General features: G+C 65.1%; 12 protein-coding genes and 1 pseudogene. 8 read left to right on the top strand and 5 right to left on the bottom strand.

Annotation, left to right across the window (positions count from 1 at the left end; genetic code table 11):
* Positions 1–202 precede the first annotated feature (202 nt).
* Both ACYQR9_RS24260 and ACYQR9_RS24255 read left to right on the top strand, forming a co-directional pair.
* Complete coding sequence (locus ACYQR9_RS24260) at positions 203–913, top strand: response regulator transcription factor (RefSeq protein WP_056429667.1); 711 nt, start codon at positions 203–205, stop codon at positions 911–913.
* On the top strand, positions 910–2,298 hold the full coding sequence (locus ACYQR9_RS24255; protein ID WP_461228305.1) for a sensor histidine kinase: 1,389 nt from the start codon (positions 910–912) through the stop codon (positions 2,296–2,298). The genes ACYQR9_RS24260 and ACYQR9_RS24255 overlap by 4 nt, the downstream gene beginning before the upstream one ends.
* A gap of 320 nt (positions 2,299–2,618) precedes the next feature.
* Here the strand turns inward: ACYQR9_RS24255 and ACYQR9_RS24250 are convergent, their stop codons facing one another.
* A complete protein-coding gene (locus ACYQR9_RS24250; protein WP_461228304.1) occupies positions 2,619–3,224 on the bottom strand; it encodes a DUF2239 family protein in 606 nt (201 codons plus the stop codon).
* Positions 3,225–3,342: 118 nt separating this feature from the next.
* Between ACYQR9_RS24250 and ACYQR9_RS24245 the strand changes: the two are divergent.
* The 3 genes and pseudogenes from ACYQR9_RS24245 to ACYQR9_RS24235 all read left to right on the top strand — a co-directional run bounded on the left by ACYQR9_RS24245 (position 3,343) and on the right by ACYQR9_RS24235 (position 7,774).
* Positions 3,343–3,678, top strand: a pseudogene (locus tag ACYQR9_RS24245) (GIY-YIG nuclease family protein).
* Positions 3,675–4,604, top strand: coding sequence for an alpha/beta fold hydrolase (locus tag ACYQR9_RS24240; RefSeq protein ID WP_461228303.1), 930 nt, complete (start codon positions 3,675–3,677; stop codon positions 4,602–4,604). Before ACYQR9_RS24245 ends, ACYQR9_RS24240 begins: the two are co-directional and overlap by 4 nt.
* A 311-nt stretch (positions 4,605–4,915) precedes the next feature.
* The gene (locus ACYQR9_RS24235) at positions 4,916–7,774 is read left to right on the top strand and encodes a bifunctional [glutamine synthetase] adenylyltransferase/[glutamine synthetase]-adenylyl-L-tyrosine phosphorylase (protein WP_461229889.1); all 2,859 of its coding nucleotides are present in this window, start codon (positions 4,916–4,918) and stop codon (positions 7,772–7,774) included.
* 111 nt (positions 7,775–7,885) lie between these two features.
* Here the strand turns inward: ACYQR9_RS24235 and ACYQR9_RS24230 are convergent, their stop codons facing one another.
* From ACYQR9_RS24230 to ACYQR9_RS24220, 3 genes are all read right to left on the bottom strand, one after another.
* Complete coding sequence (locus tag ACYQR9_RS24230) at positions 7,886–8,899, bottom strand: adenosine kinase (RefSeq protein ID WP_461228302.1); 1,014 nt, start codon at positions 8,897–8,899, stop codon at positions 7,886–7,888.
* Between the two features lie 97 nt (positions 8,900–8,996).
* Positions 8,997–9,317 (bottom strand): hypothetical protein, encoded by a 321-nt coding sequence (locus tag ACYQR9_RS24225; RefSeq protein WP_461228301.1) that lies wholly within the window; start codon positions 9,315–9,317, stop codon positions 8,997–8,999.
* An 82-nt stretch (positions 9,318–9,399) separates the two neighbouring features.
* Positions 9,400–10,293 carry a protein-methionine-sulfoxide reductase heme-binding subunit MsrQ gene (locus tag ACYQR9_RS24220; RefSeq protein ID WP_461228300.1) on the bottom strand — a complete coding sequence of 298 codons (894 nt, stop codon included), beginning with the start codon at positions 10,291–10,293 and terminating at the stop codon, positions 9,400–9,402.
* 225 nt (positions 10,294–10,518) lie between these two features.
* Here ACYQR9_RS24220 and ligA point away from each other — a divergent pair, with 225 nt between their 5' ends.
* Together ligA and ACYQR9_RS24210 are read left to right on the top strand one after the other, a co-directional pair.
* Positions 10,519–12,942, top strand: coding sequence for an NAD-dependent DNA ligase LigA (gene ligA, locus ACYQR9_RS24215; protein ID WP_461228299.1), 2,424 nt, complete (start codon positions 10,519–10,521; stop codon positions 12,940–12,942).
* The gene (locus ACYQR9_RS24210; RefSeq protein ID WP_461228298.1) at positions 12,939–13,790 is read left to right on the top strand and encodes a 3'-5' exonuclease; all 852 of its coding nucleotides are present in this window, start codon (positions 12,939–12,941) and stop codon (positions 13,788–13,790) included. Before ligA ends, ACYQR9_RS24210 begins: the two co-directional genes overlap by 4 nt.
* Before the next feature lie 4 nt (positions 13,791–13,794).
* On the opposite strand, the gene ACYQR9_RS24205 is transcribed toward ACYQR9_RS24210, so the two are convergent.
* Complete coding sequence (locus ACYQR9_RS24205; protein WP_056429647.1) at positions 13,795–14,277, bottom strand: peroxiredoxin; 483 nt, start codon at positions 14,275–14,277, stop codon at positions 13,795–13,797.
* 530 nt (positions 14,278–14,807) lie between these two features.
* On the opposite strand from ACYQR9_RS24205, the gene ACYQR9_RS24200 reads away from it, so the two are divergent.
* The gene (locus ACYQR9_RS24200) at positions 14,808–15,404 is read left to right on the top strand and encodes a YqgE/AlgH family protein (protein ID WP_461228297.1); all 597 of its coding nucleotides are present in this window, start codon (positions 14,808–14,810) and stop codon (positions 15,402–15,404) included.
* Positions 15,405–15,422: the final 18 nt, after the last annotated feature.

Below are 15,422 nucleotides of genomic sequence, written 5' to 3'. Positions count from 1 at the left end.
ACCGAAACGCCCGCCTCATCCGAGGCGGGCGTTTTGCGTTTCAAAGTCGCTTTCCTTACCGGATGGTCATGATCCGGCCAAAGGGAGGTAAGGCGAGGCTTGGCACAGTCCCCTCCTGTCTCAGAAGAGGGGAGGGGGCTTCGTGCCGATCCAAGCTCAAGCGGCTTTCCCGCGCATTCCCGACCACGTATCGTCCGGCCCCATGCGTCTTCTCATCATCGAGGACGACCGCGAGGCGGTCTCCTATCTCGTCAAGGCTTTCAAGGAAGCCGGTCACGTGCCGGACCATGCGGTCGATGGGCTGGATGGCTATGCGATGGCGCGGGAGGGCGATTACGATGTCCTGATTGTCGACCGCATGTTGCCGAAGCTCGACGGATTGTCGCTGGTTCGGTCCCTGCGCGAGCAGGAGGTCACGACGCCGATCTTGATTCTCTCGGCGCTCGGGCAGGTTGACGACCGGGTGAAAGGCCTGCGGGCCGGCGGCGACGATTACCTACCGAAACCCTATGCCTTCTCCGAGCTGCTCGCCCGCGCCGAGGTGTTGGCGCGGCGCCGTGCATCCACACCCGGCACCGCCGAGGCGACCTCCTATCATGTGGGGGATCTGCATCTCGATCGCCTGTCGCACCGCGTCACCCGCGGCGGCCATGAAATCCTGCTCCAACCGCGCGAATTCCGTCTGCTCGAATATCTCATGCGCCATGCCGGGCAGGTCGTGACCCGCACGATGCTACTCGAACATGTCTGGGACTATCATTTCGATCCGCAGACCAACGTCATCGATGTCCATGTCTCGCGCCTGCGGGCCAAGCTCGACAAGGATTTCGACACCGCCCTGATCCATACGATCCGCGGTGCCGGCTATATCCTGCGACCGGACGATTCCTCCCGCTCGTCCGACACGCCGTGAGCGAGGCCGACGGTCTGCCCGCGCGCATCCGGAACCTGTTCCGGACGACCGCCTTCAAGCTGTCCTTCGCCTATCTGGTCGTCTTCGCCACCTTCGCCTTCCTGGCTTTGGGCTATGTCGCCTGGAATGCGAGCCGCGTGCTCGACGATCAGATGGTGTCGACCATCGAGGCCGAGATCAACGGCCTGTCGGAGCAGTACAAGGCCGGAGGTTTGCGCCGGCTGATCTCCGTCGTCGAACGCCGGGCCGGCGAACCGGGAGCCTCCCTCTATCTGGTGACGACGGCGGCGGGAGAGCGCGTCGTCGGCAATGTCGGAGCGCTCGCCGACGGAACCCTGGCCCAGCCCGGTCAGACCGAGGCCGCCTATGCCCGCAGCGGTCAATCCGACGTGCTCGACCGCCACGCCATCCTGCAGGTCTTCGTTCTCCCCGGAGGGTTCCGCCTCGTCGTCGGACGAGACGTGGAGGAGCGTGACCGCCTGCGCTCCATCATCGCGACGACCTTCGGCTCTTCCGTGGCCCTGGTCGTCATCCTCGGGGTCGTCGGGGGATGGTTCGTGGCCAGCCGCGTTCTCCGGCGAGTCGATGCCATGACGGAGACGACGCGCCGGATCATGGCCGGCGACCTCGATGGGCGGCTCGCGGTGGCCGGAAACGGCGACGAACTCGATCGCCTGGCGAGTAATCTCAACGAGATGCTCGAGCGTATCGGTGAGTTGATGCGCGGCTTGCGCGAAGTCTCCGACAATATCGCCCACGATCTCAAGACCCCGCTCACCCGGCTGCGAAACCGCGCCGACGAAGCGCTTCACGGCGCCGATACGCCCGAGCAATTGCGTGCCGCCATGGAGGGCGTCATCGAGGAGAGCGACGGCCTGATCCGGGTTTTCAATGCCCTGCTGATGATCGCGCGGCTGGAGGCCGGAAACGCACAGGAGATCATGGCCCGGTTCGATCTCGGCCTCGTGGCGCAGGGGGTGGGCGAACTCTATGAGGCGCTGGCGTCCGAGCGGGGGATGGAACTGGCCATCGAGGCGCCCGAAGGGCTCATGATCCGTGGCAACCGCGAACTCGTGGGCCAGGCCCTCGCCAACCTCATCGACAATGCGGTGAAATATGGCGGCACCGGCGGAACGGTGCGTGTCACCGCCGAAGAGCGCGGATCCGGCATTGCGGTCATCGTTTCCGACAATGGTCCGGGCATTCCCGAGGAGGCGCGCGGGCGCGTGCTCGGCCGGTTCGTCCGCCTGGAGGAAGCGCGCTCGCTGCCGGGATTCGGTCTAGGGCTCAGTCTCATCAATGCGGTGGTGCGCCTTCATCAGGGCACGCTCGCGCTGGAAGACAATCGGCCGGGACTTCGCGTCGTCATGACCCTCCCGGCCTGAAACTGCCTTACAAAACTTACCGTCACCGTCGTCCCTCGCTCACCGCACAACGACGCAGCGGGAGTTTTTTTGAGAGATACAAAGCAGGTTCGCGTTTGCGAGCCCATGCTCCATCTGGTGATCGACATCCGACGGATGGAACCGACGGCCTGTGTCCGTCCCGACCCCCTTGCCGATTCTCGAAAGGTCCGCTCCCAGGTTGTCGAGGCAAAGGCCAACGACCGGGTTGGGGTGGATTTCAGAATGTCAGCTTGCTGACGTGGATCTTGAAAGGCCGACGTTGTTCGAACGCAGACTTGAGCTTCCCGCCGGGCGTTTGCTCAGGCGAGCGCTGCAAGCTTAAGCGCATGGTCTCGTATGTTCGGGGGCCATGCCGTCATGTGGCTGGCAAAGCCTTTGGCATCCCCGGCGAACAGCGCCCGGATTGCCTCCTCAAACCCGGGTAGATCGCCCGCCAACGCTGAGAGGAAGCGGTATGCGGCCTCTTTCGCTGCCTTCATCCGGGTTTGCCCACCATCTGCCCTCCGCGCTTCGTCAACGAGGCGCCTCAACGCTTGCGATGCGCCGCCCGGCTGGGAGGCAAGCCACTCCCAATGACGGGGAAGCAGCGTCACCTCGCGAGCGATGACCCCGAGCTTCGGGCGACCACGGTTCCTTGGTGCACCATCGGGATCCGGTCGGCTCTCGACGGTGCCCGCGGCGTCTCCCGCATCCGCGAGTTCGGCGAAACGTGCGACGATCTCCGCCTCGGTTCCACGCAGATCGAGGTCAATGACGGCGCCCGTCCTGTCGTCGAAGGTCAAGATCGGATCGCCTTCTTCCGCCGCCTGCGCTTTCATGGCGAGAGCCACGTCTATCAAGCGACCGCTGGCGAACCGCCGCACCCCCACAAACGCGGTGAACGTCCTCATCTGGTCTTCTGACATGGCACCTCCATCCTGACCGTCATAGCCACAGCGAACCCTTGTCGTCAATTTTACCCGGATGATATTGCGCGTAAGTATCGGCTTCGATAGCGTCGCTGCCGATCTACGAGGGCATGTGATGAGAACCGAAGACAGAAAGGTGGCTGTTAACGCCTACAAGAAGCGGGAGGTCGAAGGCGGCATCTACGCCGTCCGCTGCGTGGCGTCCGGTGAGGTTTGGGTTGGTGGGTCGCCCGACCTCTCCAAGATCCAGAACCGCCTCTGGTTTACCCTCCGGCAGGGCATGAACACGCACCGTTCGCTCCAGATCGCTTGGAATGCGCATTGAGCAGAGGCGTTCAGCTTCGAGATCGTCGAGCGGTTGGATGCTGAAGAGATCGGATACGTCCGCGACCGAGTGATGAAGGAGCGTCTTCTCCTATGGGCAGAGCAGCTTCGGGCTGTCCGGATATGAGCACAGAACCCAGTCCAGCACGTTTGACGGCCAACGGCGTCACCCTGGCCTATGACAGCTTCGGAGACGAGGCGGCTGAGACGATCCTTCTGATCGCGGGGCTCGGCACGCAGATGATCCGCTGGGCCGTCCCCTTCTGCCGCGAGTTGGTGACGCGCGGCTATCGTGTCGTGCGGTTCGACAACCGGGACACAGGACGCTCGACCCACTTTACCGAGCACGGCGCGATGGATTTCGCGGCCTTGGCCGCGACGCTTGCTGAGGGGCGACGGCCGGAACTCGCCTACACGCTCGACGACATGGCCTCAGACGCGCTCGGCTTGCTCGATGTCCTGTCCATACGCCGAGCCAACGTCGTCGGTCGCTCGATGGGCGGCATGATCGCCCAGATCATGGCAAGCGAGCACCCGTCCCACGTTCTCTCGCTTACCTCGATGATGTCGAGCACAGGCAACCCGTGTCTGCCACCGGCCGCGCCCGACGTGTTGGCAATGATGATGCGTCCCGCTCCCGATCCCGTCTGGGACGAGGCGGGCTTCCTCGATCACGGCGTCACCTTCGCACGCCGCATTGCTGGCACTGCTCATCCGTTCGACGAAGGGGGCTTCCGCGCTCTCCTCCAGGAGGAGATTCGGAGAGGCCGTGCGCCGGGTGGGTTCGGACGACAGGTCGCGGCGGTTGGGGTGGCTGGCGACCGTCGCTCACGGCTTGCCGCGATCACGGCGCCGACACTCGTCATTCACGGGACGGACGATCCTCTCTTTCCTCCTGCCTGCGGCGAGGACACTGCAGCTTCAATCCCGGAAGCGGAGATGATGTTGATCGCCGGGATGGGCCATGATCTGCCGCCATCCTTGTACCGAGCCATTGCCGATGCGATCGAGCGAACCGCTCGTCGTTCGGCCAGCTCGGCATCAGGAGGGTAGAAGAGTACCATCTCGAGGGTTCGAACGACCGCTTTCGAGAAGGCAGCCGCGCCCATCCTATGACGTTGTCGGGTCGAATACGGAACGTCCGATTCCGGGCGGAGAGCGAAAGCCCGCTTCCCACCCATCGCGGATGCTCAAGGCGGGCACCATCCGTCAGATTTCCACCACGAGCTTGAGCTTTTGAAGTGTCGCGCGTTTTCTGACGTAAAATCAGTGCCCGCTTTTGCTGAACCCGCTGAGCCGGGAAAGGACAGCCTGTGACCGAGGAAGCGCCTTTGACCCAGCGCCTGACGAGGGCGCCCGTCCTGATGGATCCCGAGCGTGCGGCGGCACGGCTCAAGGAGGTCGAGGCCGCGTTCGGCCATCTCGACGAGGCGGGACGAGCGCTGCTTCTCGGCCTCGCCGACCATTCTCCCTTTCTATGGCAGCGTGTCGTCCGAGACCCCGGGCGCGTCGCCGCGATGCTGGATCGACCGCCCGAACGCGTGGTGGCCGACCTCATCGCCCGGCAGCGCTCTGCCGCACGCCAGGAATCCGGAGAGGTCCGCGATCTCGACGCCGTTGCCGCCGAGCTTCGACGCAACCGCGGTGATCATGCCCTTTTGGTGGCCCTCGCCGATATCGGCGGGCTCTGGCCCCTGGCGACGGTGACCGAGGCGCTCTCCGATTTCGCCGATGCCTCCGTTCATGCAGCAGCCGAAGCTCTTTTGTTGCAGGCGGCCGAAGCCGGGCGGTTTCACCCCCATGACGTCGCGAACCCGCAGCTCAAATCCGGCCTCGTCATCCTCGGCCTCGGCAAGCTCGGGGCCGGTGAGCTCAACTATTCCAGCGACATCGACCTCGTCGTGTTCTTCGATCCCGATATCGCGCGGTTGAAGGAAGGCCTGGCTCCGACGCCGTTCTTCTCCAAACTCGCGCAGGGGATCGCCAAGCTGCTGCAGGAGCGCACTGCCGAGGGTTACGTCCATCGCGTGGATTACCGCCTGCGCCCCGATCCCGGATCGACGCCGACGGCCATCTCGCTGAACTCCGCCTATCTCTATTATGAGAATCTCGGCCAGAACTGGGAGCGCGCCGCCTATATCAAGGCGCGCGCGATCGCCGGCGACATCAATGCGGGCGAACACTTCCTGGCGGGCTTGCGGCCCTTCGTCTGGCGCAAGTATTTCGACTTCGCCTCCATCGCCGACGTCCATGCGATGAAGCGCCAGATCCATGCCGTGCGCGGGCACGACACGATCGCGGTCGCAGGGCACGACATCAAGCTCGGGCGCGGCGGCATCCGCGAGATCGAGTTCTTCGTCCAGACCCAGCAGCTCGTCTTCGGCGGGAGACGGCCGGACCTGCGCGGCCGCCGCACCATCGCTATGCTGGCGGCGCTCACCGAGGAGGGCTGGATCGACGGCACTGCGCGCGACGAGCTGGGGCAGGCCTACGATTTCCTGCGCACCATCGAGCACCGCCTGCAGATGGTGAATGACGAGCAGACGCAACGATTGCCGACCGAAGAGGCCGGCCTCGAGAGCTTCGCCCGTTTCGCCGGTTTCGCCGATGCCAAGGCCTTCGAGACGGAACTGCTCCATCACGCCCGGCGCGTGCAGGCGCATTATGCCCTGTTGTTCGAGGCGGAACCGGACCTGTCGGCTTCCGTGGGAAATCTCGTCTTCAGCGGGACGGACAACGATCCCGCGACCCTCGCCACCCTCCGGACCCTGGGGTTTGCCGATCCCGAGCGCGTGGCCGAGACGGTGCGCGGCTGGCATTTCGGTCGTCGCCCCGCTGTGCGCACGGCGCGTGCCCGCGAGGTTCTCACCGAGCTCGTCCCGGCCTTGATGCAGGCGCTCGGCGGCACGCCAAACCCCGATGTGGCCCTGGATACCCTCGACCGCGCCTTCGCGCGGATGCCGGCGGCGGTGGAACTCCTCACCATCCTGCGCTCGAACGATCGTCTGCGCCTGCTCTTCGCCGACCTGTTGGGAAGCGCTCCGCGCCTGGCCGAGACCGTCGCCTTCAGTCCCCATGTCCTCGACACGGTCATCGACCCGGCCTTCGTCGTGCCGAAGGTGGATGCCGAGGACATCGCCGCGCAGTATCACGGGCTGGTCGGTAAGCCCGCGGCCTATGAGGATTTCCTCGACCGCAGCCGGGACGCGGCGCGGCAATTGCGTTTCGTCACGGGGGCGCGACTGCTCACGGGCATCCTCTCGCCGCAGGCGGCGGGGCGGGCCTATGCCGGTATCGCCGATGCCGTCGTGGCGGCAAGCCTCGATGCGGTCTCACGCCAGTTCTTCGCCGAGCATGGAGAGGTGCCAGGCGGGCGCTGTGTGGTCCTCGGCCTCGGTCGGCTCGGCGCCAACCAGATGACGGCGGAATCCGACATCGACCTCGTCGTGCTCTACGATTTCGATGCGGAGAACCGGACGAGTCTCGGGCCGAAGTCCATCGACGCGGTCATGGCTTACAACCGGTTGACGCAACGCCTCGTCGCGGCGCTGACCGCACTGACCCGGCGCGGCGGTCTCTACGAGGTCGATCTTCGCCTGCGTCCCGGCGGCGGGCAGGGGCCCGTGGCGGTGCAGATGCGGAGTTTCCTTCCCTATCAGCAGGAGGAGGCCGATCTGTGGGAGCACATGGCGCTCACCCGAGCCCGGGTCATCGCCGGGGATCGGAGTCTCGGCGACGAGGTGATGGGGCAGATCCGGACCATCGTCGGGATGAAGCGCGAGACGGCGGAGGTCTTCCGCGCGGTTCGCGACATGCGCCAGGTCGTGGCCAGTGAGAAAGGGTTTGCGGGGCCGCTCGATCTCAAGCTGGCCCCCGGAGGTTTGCTCGATCTCGACTTCATGGCCCAGGCCCTGACCCTGGCCCATGCCGAGCGCCATCCCGGTCTCGTCGGCCTCGATGCATCCTCCGTCTTCGCCGAGGCTGGTAATCGGGGCCTTCTGCCGGTGAACGAGGCGCGGCGGCTCGGCGAGGCCTATCGCCTCTTCGACGACGCGCTCCATTGGCAGCGTCTCATGGGCGAGGCGGCATCGAAGGCGGGCGCGTCGGTGGCGCTGACGCGGCTCGCCATCGCCATGGGCCTGCCGGATGCCGCGACCCTGGCGGCGGAACTCGATGAACGCCGGGCCGAGGTCAGATCGATGTTCGAGCGCCTGCTCGGTTGAGCCTCGCAGGCCCGCTTTCGCGGGCCTGCCGCACCGGAATCGGACCCATCTACCGCTTCGTCGTAAATCGCGTCCGATGGCGGTCGAAAGGGGGGTGCTATGGCGGTGATTTCAGAGGAGGCCGCGCGCCTTGGCCAGGGCCACGAGGTCGTGCTGCGGCCGGGCACCAATATGCTGGATCACCTCCGCCGCCGCCAAGGCTCCGAGCCGGGCGCTCGACACGTTGTCGAGGCCGCGGGCATGGCCGGCGAGGAAACCCGCCGCGAACAGGTCTCCGGCGCCGGTCGTATCCACCACTTCGGTCACCGGCGCGGCCTCGATGGCGCGGATCTCACCGCCCTTCACCACGATCGCGCCCTCGGCAGAGCGGGTGACGAGGCCGAGGAGATGCATGCCGCGCTGGTTGCGCTCGTCGCGCAAAGCTTTGATGGCCGCTTCTTTGTTGTCCGTCTCGTAGAGGCTCTTCAGCTCGCCAATATTGGCGAACAGGATATCGATGCTGCCGTCGCGGATGAGGCCCAGGAACTCCTCGCGGTAGCGGCCGACGCAGAACGCATCCGATAATGTGAGTGCGACGGCGTTGCCGGCATTGTGGGCGATCTTGGCGGCCTTGCGGAAAGCTTCCTTGGCCGCCGGCGGGTCCCAGAGATAACCTTCGAGATAGACGGTGCGGGCGCTCGCCACGGTGGCCTCGTCGACATCGGCCGGAGACAGACCCTGGCAGGCGCCGAGATAGGTGTTCATGGTGCGCTCGCCATCCGGCGTCACCAAAATGAAGCAGCGGGCGGTGGCAGGCCCTTCCAGCGCGGCCGGCACAGTGAAGGAGACCCCCGTCGCCTTGAGATCATGGGCGAAAAGCCCCCCGAGCTCGTCGTCGCGGACCTTGCCGATGAAGCCGGTCTTCGCGCCGAGGAGAGCCGCGCCCACCGCGGTGTTCGCGCCAGAACCGCCGGAAACGATGGTGGCCGGTCCCATCACCGAGAACAGGCTCTCCGCCCGGTCCTCGTCGATGAGCTGCATCGCGCCCTTAGGGACGCCCTGCTGTTCGAGAAACCCATCATCCGTCCGCGCGATCAGGTCGACGATGGCATTGCCGAGGACGAGAAGGTCGAGGGGAGCGGACATCGGACATCCTGTCTGGCGCTGGCGATGCCGCAGGCTGTGGCATCGCACCCAAGGAGGGTCAAGCGAGGGAAGGCGTCACGGGTCCGCGAAGCCCCCACTATTGCAGCGATTTCACCTCACACTGCGCGTAGTCGCCGCTCGCTATTACATAGGCATTCAGCGCCTTCACATAGGCCTCGGCCAGGGGACGATAGGCCGCGATCTGGAGATTGTAAGCCTTCACCGCGTCGTTGAACGTGTATGCCTCCCAGCCGGGGCATCCTCCCTTGGCATCGAGGCAAGCCGGCTTGGCGGGGGCGGTCGGCTTCGTCGGGCGCGTCGCCGGGTCCGGCGGAACGGCCTTCGCGCATTCCGCCATGGCGAAGGACGGGAGAAGGGCCGTCAGAATGAGAGCCGCTCCAAGAAGCCTGACACGCATCACTGGAAACTCCTCACGTTCCAAACGCCCGCACCAAGAGGGCGCTGAGCTTGTGCGCGAGGGATTCGCCGGTCGCAAGCGCTCAACTCGCCTGGACCGCTTCCCGCCCGGACTGATGGGGGACAGGCCTGCCCTTGCCGCCTCTGGTCATGGCGGGACGCATCACGTTGAGCAGGGGCAGAGCGATGCCGGTGACGAGCACCCACCAGGCCGGGCGCAGGCCATCGTAGAATTCGAGATTGGCTCCGAGCACCGCGCTGGCGGGCACGCCGCTCTTGAACCCATACCACGCCGCCTCCACCAGGGCGGTGACGAGGGAGGCCGCGATGGCGAGGCCGAACAGGGTGATCGCGTTCATCGGCAGGCGGAAGCGCTGCATTCCCCGCCAGCCCATGAGCAGAAGAAACAGACCCGTCCAGTAGACCGGCGCCGACACGTCGATCTTGGCCTGAAGGAAGTAGTGGAACAGGCCGAGCACCGCGATGACGTAGACGGTTTTATGCAGGCGCGGCCAGGCTTTGCCGAGACGGCGTATCATCCCGTCCGTGGAGGTGATCCCCAATACGGTGAGACCGAGCAGGGCCACGAAGCCTATGGTGAGGTAGAACCGCGAGACGATCTCGCTCACCACCTTCGACAGGATGAAATTCTGGTCCACGACATAGAGACCGAGATGGACGAGCCCGTAGGCAAGGACGGTGAGGCCGAGCATGCGCCGGACCAGGATCAGCTTCGGATAGTTCGCGATCCGCCGCAGCGGTGTCACTGCGAGCGACAGCAGCAGGAAGCGCACTGCCCACTCTCCTGTGCTGTGAATGAGGGCGGTGATCGGCTTTGGCCCAAGGGCGTCGAGCCCATAGGCGGCGGCGAGCCAGAGGCCTGGCGCCAGCGCGAACAGGAAGGTCGCGAGTTTCAGGCCCGAGACACGACCGGCGCGGTCACGCCAGGGAGCGGAGAAAGCGGGTGTGGCAGGCATGAAGGTCCGTCAGCGGAAAAGTCTTCACCCTCAAATAGGCGAGCGTGGGGACGATATAGGGTGGCCAGTCACACGTTCGCGCGAGACTGCCTGTTCCATTCGTATGGCTTCCGCCGAAGGTTACCTCTCCACCGTGCCGCTGCGGCGCATCCGTGGGGCCTCCCGTCGCCGTGCCTGGCTGTGATAAACCCCGTGATGCCCCAGCCAAAGCCGCGAAACGTGTTCATGCCAGCATCCGCCTTGCCCGACCCGATCGATGCCATGAGCGCCGAGGAGGCTCGCGCCGAGCACTCTGCCCTGTCAGAGCAGATCGCGGAGGCAGACCGGCTCTATCACGGAGAGGACGCACCCGAGATCACGGATGCGGAATACGATGCCCTCCGGCGCCGCCTTGAGATGATCGAGACCCGCTTTCCGGATCTTGCCGGCACCGGACAGGCAAGCGCCTCCGTCGGCGCAAAGGCCTCGGAAAAATTCGCTAAAGTTCGGCATGCGGTGCCGATGCTGTCGCTGGGGAACGCCTTCGCGGATGAGGAGGTCCACGATTTCGTGGGCCGGGTCCGTCGCTTCCTTAACCTGCCCGATGAGCCGCTTGCCTTCACCGCCGAGCCCAAGATCGACGGCCTGTCCCTCTCCCTACGCTATGTCGAGGGTAAGCTTATCACGGCGGCCACCCGCGGCGATGGCGAGGTCGGCGAGGATGTGACCGCGAATGCGAGAACCGTCTCGGGCATCCCAGAGGTGCTGGCTGGGACGGGTTGGCCGGAGATCTGCGAGGTACGCGGCGAGGTTTATCTCTCGCACGGGGATTTCGCCGCCATCAACGCTCGCCAGGAAGCGGCAGGGAAGGCGCTTTTCGCCAATCCGCGCAATGCGGCGGCTGGGTCCCTGCGCCAGCTCGATTCCCAGATCACCGCCTCGCGGCCGTTGAAATTCTTCGCCTATGCCTGGGGTGAGATGTCGGAGATGCCGGAGACGACGCAGCACGGCATGATCGCGGCCTTCGCCTCCTGGGGATTCGCGGTGAACGACCGCACAGTGCTCTGCGCCGACGCGGATGCCATGCTGGCGCATTACCGCACGATCGAGGAGGATCGCGCCGGCCTCGGCTACGACATCGACGGTATCGTCTACAAGGTCGACGATCTGGCTCTTCAGCGACGCCTCGGCTTCGTCTCGCGCAGCCCGCGCTGGGCGCTGGCGCATAAGTTTGCGGCGCAGAAGGCCTTCACGATCCTCGAGGCCATCGAGATCAATGTCGGCCGGACCGGGTCCTTGAATCCGCTCGCGCGGTTGAAGCCGGTGACGGTGGGCGGTGTCGTTGTTTCGAACGCGACGCTTCATAATGAAGGCTACGTCCAGGGCGTTGGCGGGGACGGCGAGCCGATCCGCGACGGTCGCGACATCCGCGTCGGCGATACGGTCATCGTGCAACGTGCCGGCGACGTGATCCCGAAGGTGATGGATGTCGATCTTGCGCGGCGGCCGCCGGATTCGAAGCCCTATGTCTTTCCGGAGACCTGCCCCGCCTGCGGCAGCCGCGCCGTCCGCGAGGTCAATCCACGCACCGGACAGCGCGACGCGGTACGCCGCTGCACTGGCGGGCTCATCTGCCCGGCGCAGGGACTGGAACGCTTGAAGCATTTCGTCTCGCGCAACGCCTTCGATCTCGAAGGCTTCGGCCAGACCTATATCGAGGTGCTGTTCGAGGCCGGACTCATCAAGCAACCCGCCGACCTGTTCCGCCTGGAATTCGCGCCGTTGAAGGAGGCCATCGTCGCCCGTCGAGAAGCGCTTTCGGCCGAGCGTCGCGCCGAAGGTGAGCCGCCACCGAAAAAGGCGAAGAAGAAGGGGGACGACGAGGACAAGGCCATTAAGAACCTGCTCGCCTCCATCGACGAGCGCCGCAGCCTGGCCCTCAACCGGTTCCTGTTCGCCCTTGGCATTCGCCATATTGGCGAGTCCACCGCCAAAGCCCTGGCCAAACGCTTTCCGGATATGCCGAGCCTGATGCAGGCCCTTGCCGCCGCTGCCGCCGCTCAAGCTGGACCGGACTGGCTCGAACTCTCGGCGGTACCGAGGGTTGGGCCGACGACGCGGGACCGGTTGCTCGAATTCGGTTTCGTGGGCGAGGCGGAGGGCAGCGAGATCGGGACGGGCCGGCGCCCGACTACGGCGCAGCGGGCTAACCTGATCGCCCATTACGGCGACGAGGCCGCCGTGGAAGCAGCCGTCGCCCGCGCCCGTGACCAGCGTCCGGGCGATCCCTATCGGGTCTTCGCCGACGATGGCGAGATCGGCCCCGTGGCCACCGATTCCCTCATCGCGTTCTTTGCCGAACCGCACAATGCCGATGCGGTCAACGCCCTGCTCGGAGAAGTGAAGACCGAGCCGATGGCGGTGGCCGCCACTGCGACCGCTTTCGCCGGCAAGACCCTTGTCTTCACCGGCACCCTGGAGCGCATGACCCGAGGCGAGGCCAAGGCCACGGCTGAACGCCTCGGCGCCAAGGTCTCGGGCTCCGTCTCGGCCAAGACGGACCTTGTCGTCGCGGGGCCCGGCGCGGGCTCAAAGCTGAAAGATGCCGAGAAGCACGGGGTCAAAGTGGTGAGCGAGGAAGATTGGATCGCCATGGTGGAGACGGCGTGACGACGCTCGCCATCGATTTCGAGACGGCCAACGAACGGCGCGACAGCGCCTGCGCGGTCGGGCTCGCATGGATCGAAGGTGGTGCGGTGGTCCGGCGTGAATCACGCCTGATCCGGCCACGTGAGATCCGGTTCTCGCCGGGCAACATCCGGGTCCACGGTATCCTGCCGGCTGATGTCCGCAGGGAACCTGAGTTCCCGGATGTGATGGCAGAGTTCCTTCCCGACCTCTCGTCCGGGCTGGTACTCGCTCACAATGCCGGCTTTGACATGGGTGTGCTCCGTGCCTCGCTCCACGCCTATGGCATGACCGTTCCAGCCTTCGCTTCGCTCTGCACACTTCAAATCGCGCGAAAAGTGTTTCCCGCACCGGAGGGATGCGGCCTCGGCAAGGTCGCCGCCCGGCTCGGTATCCGTTTCGAACATCACGATGCGGGTGAGGACGCCTATGCCTGCGCGGAGATCGCCCTCGCTGCGGCGAGGCAGCACAAAGCTCCCGACATCACTGCCCTGGCGAGGGCGATCCACCTGCCGGTCACCCGACTGCCGGCCGGATATGTCGAACGGGAGACAAGGTCGTTCGAGTCACCCGTCTCGCCAATCGGGGCGATGCGGTTCTCCGTGCGGGGTAGCAGCGGCAATCTGTACGCGGTGACCCTGGAGGACCGCCCGAGCGGCCCGCGTCTGCGATGCACCTGTATGGCGGGACGCTACGGTGTCACCTGCCGCCATACCAAGGCGCTTCTCGTCGGCGACATCACCGATCTCGTATCGGGCAACCACGCGGACGTGGTCGTCCTCAGCCGGATGTTCGACGAGGCCGCGATACCGCGACCCCGGGACATGTGACCGTTCAGATGACCTTGAGCAGGGCGTCGACGCCGGAAATCTCGGTCTTGGCCGGGGATTCTTCGACGTTCAGGACGCGCACCACGCCGTCATCCACCAGCATGGAATAACGCTTAGAGCGCGGTCCGAGACCGAAGCCGGCCCCGTCCATGTCGAGGCCGATGGCCTTGGCGAACTCGGCATTGCCGTCGGCGAGGAACTCGATCCCGTCGGCATTGCTGGCCTTCTGCCAGGCTTCGAGAACGAACACGTCGTTGACGGAGGTCACCGCCACTGCATCGACGCCGCGTGCCTTGATCTCTTCCTGCTTCTCGACGAAGCCGGGCAAGTGGTTGCGGTGGCAGCTCGGCGTGAATGCGCCTGGTACGCCGATCAGCACGATACGGCGCCCCTTGAAGATATCGTCGGTGGTCTTAGCCTCGGGGCCCCCGGCGCCATTCACGCGAAAGGTCACCTGTGGAAGGTGGTCGCCAACCTGGATCGTCATCCGTCGTCTCCTCAGATCGCCTGGAGCCCATGCCCGGTCTCGATGACCGAGTTCTGACACCACGACGCGCGAGAGCTCATGGGCCAATGGAGCCATGATGGCCCCCTATAGGTGGAAACGGTCTAGCCCGAGCCCAGGGGCGTGTCGAGGCGAGCCTCTGAGAAGCGGGGTCCGTCCACATTCCATTGACGGAGGGCGATCGTATCGAGCGGGTACGGATAGGTCGTCGTCCTCAGCCCAGTCGGGTTCGAGCGAAAAGCGGGATGTGAAAGGTCGTTCCGGTTTCCCGAACTAGCACGGGCTGAAAATCCATGGGGAAGGATGATGATTCAGCCCTTCCCGACGCCGTGGACCTCCAACTCCCCGCTTCGATCCTTAGGTCATCGAAGCTTAGGAACTGCGAATTTTCCAGCGATGCATCCTTCACGCGCCGCCGCTTCAGCAGGGACAGGGAGGTCGTCATCCTTCTTATCGATGGGCTGGATCGCATCCCCGCTGGACAAGCCATCACGCCCAGGTAGCATGATGCGATGCGACATGATCCGGTCTCCGCCTATCTCGACGGTCAGTTCCTCGTGGCGATGCCCGGCCTCACGGACGAGCGCTTCGCAAGGTCTGTGATCTATCTCTGCGCCCATTCCGCCGATGGTGCGATGGGGATTATCCTGAACAAGCCGGCCAGCGACCTGAACATGCCCGACCTCCTGGTCCAATTGGACATCGCCAGTGAGGGCGACGCGATCCGCCTGCGTGAGAAGGTGGGCCATATTCCGGTGCTCATGGGCGGTCCGGTGGATGCCAAGCGCGGCTTCGTGCTTCACACCGACGACTTCCACATCGATCAGTCGACACTCATCATTGATGATGGGATCTGCCTCACCGCGACCGTGGAGATTCTACGGGCCATCGCGAACGGGGCGGGGCCTGCCAGCGCAGTTCTCGCCCTCGGTTATGCAGGGTGGCAGGCAGGCCAGCTCGAGAGCGAGATTCTCGCCAATGGCTGGCTCAACTGCCCCGCAGACCCAGAAATGATCTTCAATGCCGCGCTCGAAACGAAGTACGAACGCACTCTGCGCAGCAACGGTATCGACCCGGCAATGCTATCCTTCAGCGCAGGGCGAGCCTGAACGGATCGGCTCGTATCG

This window comes from Methylobacterium sp. CM6241 (assembly GCF_054817845.1).
The sequence above is the reverse complement of the archived record's forward strand: the minus strand, read 5'-3'. Positions and strand labels throughout refer to the sequence as shown.